The following is a 12,843-nucleotide window of genomic DNA, read 5'->3' on the forward strand; positions in this document are numbered from 1 at the left end:
ATCCACCGGCGTCTTTTGCTATAAGGCTACTGCCTTAAGCTCTCTCCTGCTCCCGCTGATCCGTTCTGCTATCGATCAAGGATTTCATGAGATTGTTTGCAACGCGCTGGATGTGCTTGCGCAATGTTTCGACAGCGCGTTCGGTATCTTTGAGTCTCGCATAAGCGAGAATGGCGCGATGGTCGGAAAGCTCGAGCTCTACGTCCTGAGCGACCGCGATCTGAAGATTTATGTAACGGTTGGCGTTATCATGCACGCTCTTGAGCAACTTCAACGCAACTGTGCGTCCGCTCGGCGCGTAAAGAGTCTCATGAAACTGCCAGTTCAGATCGCCCCAGTTTTCGACGTTACCCTCAGTAAGGGTTTCATCAGTCAACTGCTCCGCACGGAGTAGATCTGCGTCAGACAGGCGCGGTATCGCCATCTCAAAAAGCCATGTTTCGAGATGAATGCGGATGTCGAAAAGCTCCTGAATTTCAGCCAGTGACAGCGCTTTGACGATAGTGCCCTTATGCAATTCAGACTGGACGAAGCCTTCTGCCTCCAACTGACGAATGGCTTCGCGAATAGGAATACGGGAAACACCAAGCTCGGTTGCCAATGCTTCCTGCCGTAGCGGGGTGCCTTCAGCGAGCTCGCCAGCAATAATTCTGCGGCGTAGTTCCACCACGATCTGGTCAGTAAGGGATTGTCTCCCGATCTTTTTTGTCATCAGGCTCTCCATTTCTAAATTGGATACAATATACAAAAAATAGAGTCAACAATGAAATATGATGCCCTATATGATCGAAAATAGAAAAATAATTTCATTTATAGCGTTGACGACGGCATTATTTCCGTTCAAGTTGGATATTGTATCCAATATTGACGGGCAAAAGCTCGCATCGGGGAATTGAAATGACCAATAAAGACACGCGGACAGTCGCAGGGGAGGGTCCTTGCGGAGATGTACTTATCGTCCAGCCGGGTTCTGCTGAAAGCTACTGGCAACCTGTGCCCGCCAATGGTTCTATCGATGTAATTTTCGCCCCTCATCGAGTTCCAATGGAGCATCCAATCGGTTTCGGGACGCAGACAGTTCCTCCGGGTGGCTATGTACGTGAGCATGCTCACGATCAGAACGAAGAAGTCATCTTTGTCGTGTCAGGCAAAGGGCGTGCGGTGGTCGATGGCGAGAGTCATGAAATGATTCCGGGGTCAGCCTTTTTTATCGGCAAAAATCGTCGCCACATGTTTATCAACGAAGGTGACACCGACATAGTTTGGACTTGGCTGATTGTGCCAAATGGATTGGAAGATTTCTTCCGCTTGATCGGGCGCGATCGGGTAGATGGTGAGCCAGTACCCGAGCCGTTCCCTCGACCTGAGAATGTGCTGCAGATCGAGCGCGACACTGTTTTTGCGGCGCCGCCGCCGGATCCTTACAAAGTTTAAAATACGCCCCTGCCAGCAAGCGTTGCTGGCTTCTCCCAGAAGCTTGAAACGACCCCAAGATTTGTGGGCCGGCAGGCTAATTATATTCGAGGAAAAAATGCGTCTGAAAGACAAAGTCGCCATTATTACCGGCGCTGGTGCAGGCATCGGCAAGGCTGCCGCTCATATTTTCGTTCGCGAAGGGGCTAAAGTCATTGTAGCCGATCGTGATGGGGAAAAGGCTGCGGCTGTTGCTGCGGAACTTGGCGATGCAGCTGTTGCATTCACCGTCGATGTTTCGCGCTCCGATGAAGTGAAGGCGATGATCAATAAGGCGGTCAGTACTTTCGGACGCCTCGATATTCTGGCCAATAATGCGGGTTACGGTATTCCGGGCACTGTCGTAAATACGGAAGAGGACGATTGGGATGCGCTGATGGCAGTTAATCTCAAGGGCGTTTATCTTTGCTGTAAGCACGCTATCCCGGTGATGGCGGCTCAAGGTGGTGGCACTATCGTTAATACTGCTTCCAATGTTGCGACTGTAGGTATCTTTGATCGTGCAGCCTATGTTGCATCAAAGGGTGGTGTAGCGGCTCTTACCAAGGCTATGGCACTGGATCACGCGAAGGAAAAAATTCGCGTTAATTGTGTGGCGCCAGGTGTCACATGGTCGAGCTATTTCGAGAAAATGGTTGAAACAACGCCCGACCCTGATGGCTTCAAGAATGCATTGAAAGCACGTTCGCCAATCAATCGCTGGGCAGAGCCGCAGGAAATCGCAAATTGCATTTTGTGGCTCGCATCAGATGAAGCATCCTTTGCGACAGGCGCAATGTTCACCGTCGATGGCGGCATGTCGGCCTGGTAATCGCATGACGATAGATACTCCCGTCCCCCATATTGCACTTCTTGGCTTCGGCGCCATCGGAAGGGATCTGTGCAGTAAGCTTCTGGCCTATAACTGTCAGATCACTGTGCTGCTGCGCGAAGGCGTAGAGGCACCGGATCAGCCACCCCGCAGGATCCGGTTTGTCAATGATGTGAATGCGTTGTTGGCTTCAGCACCTTCTGTTGTTGTCGAGGCCGCCGGACAGGATGCCTTGAAGGCATTCTGTCCGGTTTTTTTAAAGGCTGGCATTGATGTAATTGCTGCTTCGGTGGGGGGCATTGCTGATGCCGCTTTCAAATTAAGAGCAGCAGAACTAAGCGAGCAGAGTGGTGCTCAACTGATATTTTCGACAGGTGCGGTGGGTGGTCTGGATTATCTTGATGTTGTGACTCAAGCTGACGATCTCAGCGTAACTTACACGTCACGCAAGCCGGTCTCCGCTTGGCTCACTGAACTCAAAGAACTTGGGGTTGATCCCGAAAATATGCGCGAAGCGTTTGTACTTTATGAGGGCAATGCCATTCGTGCAGCAGAGCTTTATCCGCGTAATCTGAATGCGGGTCTGACGATTGCGCTGGCCGCCGGTGTGGCGCGCACGGTTGTTAGGGTCGTGGCCGATCCGGCGGTTTCATTCAATACGCATGAGATCGAGGCGCGAAGTTCATTTGGTGAAGCCTTTATGCGGTTCGCCAATCTGCCTTCGCCGGATAATCCCAAGACCTCGGCCATAACAGCTGCCAGCCTTTTAACCGAAGTCACACGTTATTTTGCCGGGCGATTAATTCCGGCGCAGTGAATGGATGGAATGCCGAATGAGCAATGTTCTCATTGCAGGTGCGGGAATAATAGGACTGAGCGCAGCGCGTGCTTTGTTGGCTGAGGGCCATAGTGTCACGATTGTTGATCGCGACCCGGCAGGTGACAAGGCATCCTTTGGTAATGCCGGCGGACTTGGTGTTACCGAGATTGTGCCAGCAAGCGTACCGGGACTTGTCTGGAAAGTACCAGGTTGGTTGTGTGATCCGCTCGGTCCACTGTCAGTGCGTCCTGCACATTTCCCGAAGCTTGTCCCATGGCTTGCGCGCTTTATGCATAGCAGCTCACAATCGGAAATGTTGCGTATTACCAAGGCTCTCGCAGCACTAACTGCGCCGGTTTATGATGATTATATGCCGTTGTTGGAGGAGCTGAAACTAACCCATGAGCTGCACCAGGTTGGCGCATTGTGGGTCTATGAGACAGAAGCAGCCTTCAAAGCAGACGCGTTTGATCGCGACCTCAGGCGCAGTTACGGCATTGTCTTCGATGAGCTGGATGGTTATGAGGCACGCAGGCTTGAGCCAGCTCTTGGAAAAGCTGTCGTTCGTGCTGCAATGACGCCGCAGTGGTCTCATTTTGATGATCCTAAACGTGTCGTGGATCGTCTGCGTGAATTTGTTGTTGCTCAGGGCGTAAAGCTTGTAAGCGGCGAAGCTGTAGCCATTGAAAGCAAGCAATTGCGTTTGGCAACTGGTAAGGCAGTCGACTTTGATCAGTTGATTATTGCGACAGGCGCGTGGTCAGCACGTCTTGCAAAGTCGATAGGTGATCGCGTGCTGCTTGAAAGCGAACGCGGCTATAACATCACGATACCTAATTCTGGCGTATCGCTTACGCGTGAAGTGATTTTCGCCGAACGCAAATTCGTGGCCACACCGATGGATATGGGATTGCGCATCGGAGGCGCTGCCGAGTTTGCAGGGCTTGAAACTGCGCCCAATTATGCACGCAGCAATGCTCTCGCAAAGCTTGCGCGTATTTATCTTCCCGATCTAAAATCGGAGGAGGGAACGCGCTGGATGGGACATCGTCCGACAACGCCGGATAGCCTGCCCGTGATCGGACGCTCGCCACATCGCGACGACGTTATCCATGCCTATGGTCATAGCCACGGAGGTCTGACACTCGGACCAACCACAGCTCGCCTGATTGCAGACCTCGTTGCTCGTAGACAATCTGCCATTGATCTCTCACCTTTTTCCGTCAGCCGCTTTTCCTGACCTGGAGCGTATTATGAATCCGCATACTTTTATCTGTGTCGATGCTCATACTTGCGGCAACCCCGTTCGGGTTGTTTCTGGTGGGGCACCGATTTTGCCGAATGTCAGCATGGCGGAAAAGCGTCAGCTTTTTTTGCGTGATCATGATTGGGTGCGTCAGGCACTGATGTTTGAACCCCGTGGTCATGATGTGATGTCTGGATCGGTTCTCTATCCGCCATCCCGCGACGATTGCGACCTCGGGGTACTGTTTATCGAAGTATCCGGTTGTCTGCCAATGTGCGGACACGGCACGATCGGCACTGTCACAGTTGCACTTGAACAGGGTTTTGTCGTTCCAAAGACCGAAGGAAAACTCGCACTCGAAGTTCCGGCTGGTCGCGTGGAGGTCGAGTACAAGCGCAACGGCCGGTTCGTTGACGAAGTCCGCATATACAATTTGCCCGCCTATCTCCATGCCAGCGAAGCGAAGATCGACGTTCCGGGCATCGGCGAACTTGTGGTCGATGTTTCCTATGGAGGAAATTTTTATGCCATCATTGAACCGCAGAAAAACTGGGCCGGCCTTGATAATATGAGTGCTGACGATATTCTCAAAATCAGTCCGCTGATCCGCAAGCTGGTACAGGAAGCGGTGGCGCCGATCCACCCTGAAGATGACCGAATTGCTGGCGTCAGCCATGTTATGTGGGCTGACAAGGGCAAGCATCCTGAAGCTGATGCCCGAAATGCTGTCTTTTATGGCGACAAGGCTATTGATCGTTCGCCTTGTGGAACGGGTACATCGGCCCGCATGGCGCAGCGCGTCGCTAAAGGATTGCTGCACGTTGGCGAAACGTTCGTACATGAATCGATCATTGGTACACTGTTCCATGGTCGGGTGGAGAGTGCCACGGAAGTTGGCGGTCGGCCTGCCATTCGGCCGAGCATTGGTGGTTGGGCGCGTGTCACAGGCTATAATACGATCCTTGTGGACGAGCGCGATCCGCTTGCCTTTGGCTTCCAGGTAAAGTGAGGCGATCATGATCCTCGAAGAACGCGACTATCATATCGTTCCGGGTCGCATGGCGGAATTCATTGCGACATATGAAAAGCTTGGCCTTGAAATCCAGACAGAAATCCTCGGCGGCTTCGTAGGACATTTCGTCTGCGATATTGGCGAACTGAACCATGTTGTAGCGCTGTGGCGCTATGAAAACATTGCCGAACGCGAGGAAAAGCGCGCGCGCATGCTCGTTCATCCAGGATGGCAAGCCTATCTCGAAGCGATCAAGGGCATGATTGAACGTCAGACTATCCGCATTCTTAAGCCAACTGCAATTTCACCAATGGTGTAGCCATGAAATCCGTTCTGCCTGCCCTTGCTGATCTTGTTCCTGAGCGCATGAAGCCGGGAACTGATCTTATAGCTGAAGGTAGACAGCTTTCTCGCGACTGGCGGGTTGGTAGAAATGCCTTTCTCGACGCGAATAATGTTACCTGCGAGGCGGAATATAAACGACGCAAGGCCTCCGAAGGCCGCATGATGCAACATGCGCATATAGGCTTTCGTAGCGTTGAGCGGACTGTTGAAGCGATTGGCGAAGTGCACGGCACCTGTGCCAGTCGCAGCGTGACGGTCGATCGTTTCGGTATTACGCTTGACTGGTCAATGGGTTACCCGGTTGCACTGCGCAAAGATCGACCCAAGGGAACAGGCATTGTTCTAAACGGGCCTGAGGACTTTGCACGCATCACCAATGCCGCACCGGCGGCTGCGCATTTTGGCGACTTCATGCTCGGATTACCCGGTGCTATCGAGAACACCAAGGGTGCGCTTGCCGCAGGGGCTACTGCCATTGGTAATCTGGGGCAATATTTCACCTTCCGCTTGCCCTATTGGGATGATGATGTTGCAACGACTGAAGCTGCTGTCACAGCGCTTGGTTTGATCGCGGCTCAAGATGAGGAGGTGCTCGTTCACTCGAATCTGGACGACGGTTTTGCAGGGCTATTTGCAGATATGAGTTCGGCGCTTGGCATGGTGCTGATCGAGCGGCATATCGTTGAAAACCTGATCGGCGGGCGCATGTCGCATTGCTTCGGTCACCATTACACAGCACCACTCGTGCGAATGGCATTCCATAAGGCTTTGGCGACATTCAGCGATGCACCGGGCACTATGCTATTCGGCAATACGGTGAGTTATAAATCAACCTCGGCAGGTAATTTTGCCAGTCTTGCAAGCTATTTGCAGGCTGATATCTGGGCCTTGGCGCGCATTCATACAGGACATGCAATCAACCCTGTACCTGTGACCGAAAATCAGCGCATACCCGATGTTGATGAAATCATTGATGCACAGACTTTTGCCACCCGCATGGCAGAACACGCGATCCCAACAGCCAGTCTGATCGACCTAGCACAGGTGGATAAAGCTGCTGATGGTCTGATCGAAGCCGGGCAGCGTTTTAGTCAGAATGTTCTGTCCGGTCTTGAAGAAGCGGGCGTCAATATCAATGACGCGGCAGCGCTTATGCTTGCCTTGCGTCGTATCGGGCCGAAACGGTTGGAAAGCCTCTATGGCGCGGGCCGCGAAGATGCAACTGCCTGGGGTGGTCGTCGCTCGGTCATGTTGGCTGAGTGGGTCGAGGAGCTTGAAGAAAGTGCACATGGATGGGTTGAACGCATTCCGGAGCCTGCACGTATAGACATTGCTGAAAGTGGTTTGCGAGGATGCGTCGCCTCATCGGACGTGCATGAGCATGGCAAGAACCTGATCGAGCGCATTCTTGGCATGAGTTCCGTCGGCATCATTGACGGAGGCACCTCTGCGGACCCGGAAGCGGTCGTTGCCACAGCCCTTGCCGAAAAAGCCGATTTCATCGCTATATCGACGTATAACGGCATCGCATTGCGCTATGCTCGTGATGTGCTGGCAGCTCTCAAAGAGGCTGGTTCCAATATGCCCGTTCTAATTGGTGGAAAGCTCAATGAGATCCCTGAAGACTCAAATTCGGGGCTTCCGGTAGACGTTAAAGCCGATATTGAGGCGATTGGTGCTTTGCCTTGCGAAACGCCCGAAACGATGACGAAGTTTATCGAGAATTTCATTAAAAACACAAATAAGGGAACAAAAGCATGACACGTTGGACAGGTGTATTTCCGGCCGTTACCACAAAGCTCAAGCAAGACGGTGCGCTTGATCTCGATGCCACTGCTGCTTCGATAGAGCGGTTGATCACCAATGGCGTTTCCGGCGTCATTGTACTGCCAATGCTTGGTGAAAATGCCTCGCTGAGGGCCGAAGAACGTGATCAGGTTATTCTGGCAGCAAAAGAAGTTGTCGCTGATCGCGTGCCGCTGCTCTCTGGCCTCGCTCAGATCTCGACGGCCGATGCGGGAGCTGCTGCTCGTCACTATGAAAAGCTTGGCGCTCAGGGTCTGATGGCGTTCCCATCGCTTGCCTATAAGACCGACCCGCGAGAGACCGTGGCCTGGTACAAATCGCTTGCTGCAAGCAGCGGTTTGCCGATCATGATCTACAATAATCCCATTGCTTACGGTGTGGATGTGACACCAGAAATACTCAAACAATTGGAGGAGACCCCCTCGATTGTTTGCATCAAGGAAGAGTGTGGCGACATTCGTCGTGTGACCGATCTTTACAATGCATGTGGCGAGCGTTTCTCGGTGTTCTGTGGCGTGGATGACCTGATTGTTGAAAGTCTGGCATTGGGCGTCACTGGCTGGGTTTCGGGTATGACCAATGTCTGGCCTGCCGAATGTGTAAAACTGTTCAACCTTGCTTGGTCTGGGGACTTCGAAGAAGCACGCAAGCTATATCGTTTGCTGACGCCGTCTTTCCATCTCGATACGCATGTGAAGCTGGTTCAGTATATTAAACTTGCTGAAAAGCTGGTCTATGGCGCACCCGAATGGGTGCGTGAGCCGCGTCTTCCTTTGGTGGGAGACGAGCGCGTGCATGTTGAAACTGTCGTGAATGACGCCATCGCCAAGCTCGCCTCCTTGAAGGATTAAGCCATGCGCTTTACGAAGATGGTCAATGTCGTCGGCGTTCATGCTGCCGGCGAATTAAATGAGGTAATCACTGGCGGCGTTCTCGACGTGCCGGGCTCTTCGATGTTTGAGAAAATGCAGTATCTTGAAAGCCAAGCTGATGATCTGCGCAATTTTCTGCTAAACGAACCGCGTGGTCGGGTAACGCAATGCGTTAATCTTGTTCTGCCAGCGACAAAACCCGAAGCGGATGCTGGTTTTGTCATTATGGAGTCGGATTTTTATGTGCCGATGTCCGGCACCAATACAATCTGCACCGTAACGGCTCTGCTGGAAACGGGCATGATCGCGATGAAGGAGCCAGAAACAAAACTGGTTCTGGAAGCTCCGGCAGGGCTCGTGCCGGTGACGGCGCAGTGTGAAAACGGCAAATGCGTAAGCGTTACATTTGAGAACGTTCCATCTTTTGTTTTCGCGCTCGATGCAAAGGTTGACGTGCCGGGGCTTGGGACCATTACTGTTGATGTAGCCTATGGCGGGATGATTTATGTTCTGGTCGATGCAGCATCAATCGGCTTTAACGTCGACAAAGCCGAAGCAGCCAGGCTCGTCGAAGTTGGTGAGAGGATCAAGAAAGCCGCCGCTGAACAGCTTCCGGCTATTCATCCGGAAAACCCGGAAATCCATACGATTAATCAGACGCTGTTTGCGGGGCCCCTGGAGGAGCGCGATGGTGTCAAGCGTTCCCGCAATGCTGTGATTGTATCGCCGGGTCGCATCGATCGCTCACCGTGTGGAACTGGTACAAGTGCACGATTGGCGGTGATGCATGCGCGCAGGCAGGTCGCGGTTGGTGAAACATTCATTCATGAATCGATCATTGGTACCGAATTTATCGGTCGCGTGCTTAAAGAAACCACATGTGGCGGTCAGGCGGCCATTCGCCCGGCGATAACCGGACAGGCATGGATCACTGCTTTCCATAATTATGTACTCGACCCGACAGATCCGTTCCCGACGGGATTTCGCCTTGGCGACACCTGGCCGGGCAATTAATTGAGAAAGAGCGCCAAATGTCGATAGCTCTCGCTGATGACGGTTGCCGTCTGTACTATGAGGTGACGGGCGAGGGCGAACCCGTCGTGCTTATCCCCGGTCTGGGGGGCGATGGCCGCTTCTGGCGGGGTGTCGAGAAGGCTCTCAACGGGCTTAAGATCATCACGATTGATCATCGAGGGGCGGGGAGAAGCGACCGCCCCGACAAAGGCTATTCTATCCAGCAAATTGCAAGCGATGTTGTGACTGTTTTAGATGCAGAAAGGATCGATGCCGCCCATCTGGTTGGCCATTCAACCGGCGGTACGGTGGTACAAACCATTGCGCTTGATGCGGCTGAGCGTGCCAGGTCATTGGTCATAAGCGGAAGCTGGGCACGTTCGGATGCACGCTTTCGTGCGCTGTTCTTGTCGCGTTTGGAGATGATGCGGAAGGGTGAGGTGACGGCGTATCAAAACCTCACGCATGTGTTCGGCTATACGCCGGAATGGATAGCCGCACATGAAGCCGAACTTCTTACGGCGGTTACCAGCGCGGCCGAAAATCTTATCCCATACTCGGTGACCGCACAGCGCATCGCTATGTTGCTAGACTTTGATCGGTCGCAAGAGCTGACAGCGATCAATCAGCCGACGCTTTTACTCGGCGCGCGTGACGATATCATGATCCCATATTATCATGTCGAAGAACTGCATCATCTCATTGCACATTCACTTATCCAGGAAATGCAAGGGGGCCATTTTTATCCGCGCGTTGCTCCTCAAGAATTTGCAGACGTTGTGGCCAATTTCTTAGGTGTTTGATCTGCTCAGTTACAAGAAAAAGGCCTGTCAGCATGGAGTGCGCTTTCGTATCGACGCAGTTATGCTGTAGGCACAGGGACGTCGATGAACCCGAAAATCTTCCGCAATACGTGAACCACGCAGTTTTCTGGCGCCTGTTGGGCATGCTGAAGACCCGAAACATCCCGACGGTACCGCCATTGAAGACTTTTGCGATCTCCGCAAGGAATTGGTCGACAGGTCGCGGCTCTATCTTGACCGAGCCACAGGCCATTTCTTCGGCAATAACCAAGATGGCGCAAAAATCTCGCAGGCGCGATCCAGACCCGGCTTGGCCGCGTTGTATGCTTGCCACCAATCCTGAGGTTGTGAACTCAGATATACTGGCATTCATCCGGAGCTGACTGTTACTTCTGTGGCCAGGGCCGCTGCACGCGCCCCTGGCTATCCGAAGCGCAGATTTACAGCGTCCAGCCTCCGTCTATCGTCAGGCTCGACCCAGTCATAAACGAGGTGTCTGGACCTACGAGGTAGGACACCATTCCCGCAATTTCCTCTGGGTTGGCAACGCGCTTCAACGGGCTTCGGTCTGACAACATCTCAATAGCGCCAGCATTCATATCCGTATCAGTTGGGCCAGGCTGAATGTTGTTGACGGTGATGCGCCGAGGAGCGAGATCAAGAGCCAAGCCCTTCACCATTGCTGCGACCGCAGCCTTGGAGAACTGGTAGACGCTCGTTCCCGCCATACCAGTGCGTTCTGCCGTGTTCGATCCGATCGTGATGACGCGGCCGCCATCCTTCATGTGTGGCACCGCGGATTGGATGGAAAGGAATACGCCTCGAATATTAATGTTAATCATAAGATCGAGCTCTTCGAGACTAACCGCATCCACCGTGTTAAGCCGCAAAATTCCAGCGTTGACAACGATAGCGTCGATTGGCCCGAAGATATCGATCGTCTTAGCCACTGCGCCCCGGATGGCTTCAGCGTCTGCGCTGTCGGCCTGAATTGCAATGGCGCGGCGCCCACTCTTCTTGACCTCGTTCACGAGAGCCTCAGCACTGTCCGGCCGCGATACGTATGTGAAGGCAACGTCGTAGCCCTCTTTTGCCAGTCTTTCTACCGCAGCGGCGCCGATGCCACGGGCTCCTCCAAATACGAGTGCAGTCTTTCGTTCGTCGATCGTCATGGGGTCTCCTTTTCTTGACAGATCAGTCCATAATTATTTAAATGAAAAGGCCTCAGTATTGTCTGAGGACGCATTAAGCCTTCAAGCGCTCCGTTGCAAAGCGTGCCATCGCCTTCAGATCGGCGGCTTTTGCGCCGCCGCGCGCGGCGATCTGCAGTCCCGTCATGGTCATCTGGATGAACGCTGCAGCCTCATTAGGATTTAGCGCAGCGTTGATCTCCCCCAATTTCTGGCCCTCTGACACCCTCTCAGCGATGCGTCGACCCAGTGCCATGCTGGCGGCGCTGCGGCGCGCATTAAGGTCCGGGTCGGTCGCACCGAATTCGCTGACGGATCCAACCCCCATGCACCCCAGCGCTCGCTCGGAATCGTCATCCACCACGATGCCAGCAAGCAAATTCTCGATTCCCTTCAAAGGCGATATCGGGCCGCATAGCCTGCTGACATGGCCAGTGTTTGACATCTGCTGATAAGTATCGAGTGCTTCCAGATACAGAGTGCGTTTGTCGCCGAAGGCACCATAAAGGCTCTGCCTGCCGATCCCCATAGCCTCACGCAAGTCATCGGTGGAAGTCGCGGCGAATCCTTTTGCCCAGAACACTCCAAGTGCTTTCTTCAACGCCGCGTCGCGGTCGAATTCTCGTGGTCTCGCCATGCACGCAAACTATTCATTATGGACCGATCTGTCAATAACTAAATTCTCACAGTCTAATGTAGGAGTTGCGCGATCATGTGCTTTGCATAACGACACGTGCAAACAAGCTTGCTATTCCGGCACATTGACTGTTAGGCCATGCTTCTGTTTAGCACTTCGTATGCTAGAGATCGCGTTTCAAATAGCTCTGCCAACTCATTTTTAGGACGCCCAGTCCCTTCCGTGTGCCTTGATAGACTCAACCGGTTCTGTCGCGTCGATGGCGTAGTTATTTTCCGTCCTATGCTTCAATGCGATGGGAAAGAATATCGAAGCGCACTCCATCGTCGCTCAATGAATCCGGCGGGTCATCAAAATAGCGACTGACTTCTGCAAGAGCCCGTGCGAGATCGTCATCGTTGTGATTGCCAGTCAATTTAACCAGCACGCGCTTGTATGGGTAGGCAACATGAACAATAAGGCGATATCTAACGCCCTCATACCAGAAATTGAGGTGTGAACCCGGACTTTCACGGGGCATTTTTTCGCGCGAATGCAATAAAGGACTAAGGTTCAGGTTTCACATGGAGCCGCCACCATGACAGAGGCAGTCCTTCAAGCAATACAAAATAGTGAGACGAGCCCGATGGCGCTCTCCCGATGGTAGGGGAGAAAAGAATACTATTGCTAAATGGAAGAACAGAACTTCCTGGCTGATCAAGATCGAACGTTAGTCAGCACAAAATGAATTTCCTGGCGCGCAGCGCACTGTTAGACCCACTAAGTTGTGGGATGTTAATTGCGGTAGCACTAAACGGATAGAATGCTATGTTTT

At 52.9% G+C, this 12,843-nt stretch carries 14 protein-coding genes; 10 read left to right on the plus strand and 4 right to left on the minus strand.

Translation table 11 applies throughout. From position 1 onward, the window contains the following. Positions 1-34 precede the first annotated feature (34 nt). The gene (locus QSJ70_RS13225; protein WP_285536968.1) at positions 35-712 is read right to left on the minus strand and encodes a GntR family transcriptional regulator; all 678 of its coding nucleotides are present in this window, start codon (positions 710-712) and stop codon (positions 35-37) included. A 185-nt stretch (positions 713-897) separates the two neighbouring features. On the opposite strand from QSJ70_RS13225, the gene QSJ70_RS13230 reads away from it, so the two are divergent. The 10 genes from QSJ70_RS13230 (at position 898) to QSJ70_RS13275 (ending at position 10,202) form a co-directional block, all read left to right on the plus strand. Then, positions 898-1,434: a cupin domain-containing protein gene (locus QSJ70_RS13230; RefSeq protein WP_215780213.1), complete on the plus strand. Its 537-nt coding sequence runs from the start codon at positions 898-900 to the stop codon at positions 1,432-1,434. Between the two features lie 97 nt (positions 1,435-1,531). Further along, entirely contained in the window at positions 1,532-2,284 is a 753-nt protein-coding gene (locus QSJ70_RS13235) for an SDR family oxidoreductase (protein ID WP_215780215.1), read from the plus strand. Positions 2,285-2,288: 4 nt separating this feature from the next. Further along, positions 2,289-3,101, plus strand: a complete 813-nt coding sequence (locus QSJ70_RS13240) for an aspartate dehydrogenase (protein ID WP_285536971.1) — start codon at positions 2,289-2,291, stop codon at positions 3,099-3,101. Positions 3,102-3,117: 16 nt separating this feature from the next. Next, a complete protein-coding gene (locus QSJ70_RS13245) occupies positions 3,118-4,344 on the plus strand; it encodes an NAD(P)/FAD-dependent oxidoreductase (protein ID WP_215780219.1) in 1,227 nt (408 codons plus the stop codon). A 13-nt stretch (positions 4,345-4,357) separates the two neighbouring features. Then, complete coding sequence (locus QSJ70_RS13250) at positions 4,358-5,359, plus strand: 4-hydroxyproline epimerase (RefSeq protein WP_285536974.1); 1,002 nt, start codon at positions 4,358-4,360, stop codon at positions 5,357-5,359. Between the two features lie 7 nt (positions 5,360-5,366). Beyond that, positions 5,367-5,681, plus strand: a complete 315-nt coding sequence (locus tag QSJ70_RS13255) for an NIPSNAP family protein (RefSeq protein WP_215780222.1) — start codon at positions 5,367-5,369, stop codon at positions 5,679-5,681. Between the two features lie 2 nt (positions 5,682-5,683). Further along, positions 5,684-7,468 carry a cobalamin B12-binding domain-containing protein gene (locus QSJ70_RS13260; protein ID WP_285536976.1) on the plus strand — a complete coding sequence of 595 codons (1,785 nt, stop codon included), beginning with the start codon at positions 5,684-5,686 and terminating at the stop codon, positions 7,466-7,468. Beyond that, on the plus strand, positions 7,465-8,364 hold the full coding sequence (locus QSJ70_RS13265) for a dihydrodipicolinate synthase family protein (protein WP_215780226.1): 900 nt from the start codon (positions 7,465-7,467) through the stop codon (positions 8,362-8,364). Before QSJ70_RS13260 ends, QSJ70_RS13265 begins: the two co-directional genes overlap by 4 nt. A gap of 3 nt (positions 8,365-8,367) precedes the next feature. After that, complete coding sequence (locus tag QSJ70_RS13270; RefSeq protein ID WP_285536979.1) at positions 8,368-9,399, plus strand: proline racemase family protein; 1,032 nt, start codon at positions 8,368-8,370, stop codon at positions 9,397-9,399. 17 nt (positions 9,400-9,416) lie between these two features. Next, positions 9,417-10,202 (plus strand): alpha/beta fold hydrolase, encoded by a 786-nt coding sequence (locus QSJ70_RS13275; protein WP_215780230.1) that lies wholly within the window; start codon positions 9,417-9,419, stop codon positions 10,200-10,202. A 440-nt stretch (positions 10,203-10,642) separates the two neighbouring features. On the opposite strand, the gene QSJ70_RS13280 is transcribed toward QSJ70_RS13275, so the two are convergent. From QSJ70_RS13280 to QSJ70_RS13290, 3 genes are all read right to left on the minus strand, one after another. After that, a complete protein-coding gene (locus QSJ70_RS13280) occupies positions 10,643-11,374 on the minus strand; it encodes an SDR family NAD(P)-dependent oxidoreductase (RefSeq protein WP_285536982.1) in 732 nt (243 codons plus the stop codon). A 73-nt stretch (positions 11,375-11,447) separates the two neighbouring features. Further along, positions 11,448-12,029, minus strand: coding sequence for a TetR/AcrR family transcriptional regulator (locus QSJ70_RS13285; protein WP_285536983.1), 582 nt, complete (start codon positions 12,027-12,029; stop codon positions 11,448-11,450). Positions 12,030-12,309: 280 nt separating this feature from the next. Then, entirely contained in the window at positions 12,310-12,549 is a 240-nt protein-coding gene (locus QSJ70_RS13290; protein WP_285536985.1) for a type II toxin-antitoxin system HigB family toxin, read from the minus strand. Positions 12,550-12,843: the final 294 nt, after the last annotated feature.

The organism is Brucella sp. NBRC 12950 (genome assembly GCF_030268145.1).
Taxonomy (GTDB): domain Bacteria; phylum Pseudomonadota; class Alphaproteobacteria; order Rhizobiales; family Rhizobiaceae; genus Brucella.

Excerpts from the sequence above, each read along its gene's own strand:
- QSJ70_RS13225 (WP_285536968.1), bottom strand. The coding sequence starts at position 712 with ATGACAAAAAAGATCGGGAGACAATCCCTTACTGACCAGATCGTGGTG.
- QSJ70_RS13230 (WP_215780213.1), top strand. The coding sequence starts at position 898 with ATGACCAATAAAGACACGCGGACAGTCGCAGGGGAGGGTCCTTGCGGA.
- QSJ70_RS13235 (WP_215780215.1), top strand. The coding sequence starts at position 1,532 with ATGCGTCTGAAAGACAAAGTCGCCATTATTACCGGCGCTGGTGCAGGC.
- QSJ70_RS13240 (WP_285536971.1), top strand. The coding sequence starts at position 2,289 with ATGACGATAGATACTCCCGTCCCCCATATTGCACTTCTTGGCTTCGGC.
- QSJ70_RS13245 (WP_215780219.1), top strand. The coding sequence starts at position 3,118 with ATGAGCAATGTTCTCATTGCAGGTGCGGGAATAATAGGACTGAGCGCA.
- QSJ70_RS13250 (WP_285536974.1), top strand. The coding sequence starts at position 4,358 with ATGAATCCGCATACTTTTATCTGTGTCGATGCTCATACTTGCGGCAAC.
- QSJ70_RS13255 (WP_215780222.1), top strand. The coding sequence starts at position 5,367 with ATGATCCTCGAAGAACGCGACTATCATATCGTTCCGGGTCGCATGGCG.
- QSJ70_RS13260 (WP_285536976.1), top strand. The coding sequence starts at position 5,684 with ATGAAATCCGTTCTGCCTGCCCTTGCTGATCTTGTTCCTGAGCGCATG.
- QSJ70_RS13265 (WP_215780226.1), top strand. The coding sequence starts at position 7,465 with ATGACACGTTGGACAGGTGTATTTCCGGCCGTTACCACAAAGCTCAAG.
- QSJ70_RS13270 (WP_285536979.1), top strand. The coding sequence starts at position 8,368 with ATGCGCTTTACGAAGATGGTCAATGTCGTCGGCGTTCATGCTGCCGGC.
- QSJ70_RS13275 (WP_215780230.1), top strand. The coding sequence starts at position 9,417 with ATGTCGATAGCTCTCGCTGATGACGGTTGCCGTCTGTACTATGAGGTG.
- QSJ70_RS13280 (WP_285536982.1), bottom strand. The coding sequence starts at position 11,374 with ATGACGATCGACGAACGAAAGACTGCACTCGTATTTGGAGGAGCCCGT.
- QSJ70_RS13285 (WP_285536983.1), bottom strand. The coding sequence starts at position 12,029 with ATGGCGAGACCACGAGAATTCGACCGCGACGCGGCGTTGAAGAAAGCA.
- QSJ70_RS13290 (WP_285536985.1), bottom strand. The coding sequence starts at position 12,549 with ATGCCCCGTGAAAGTCCGGGTTCACACCTCAATTTCTGGTATGAGGGC.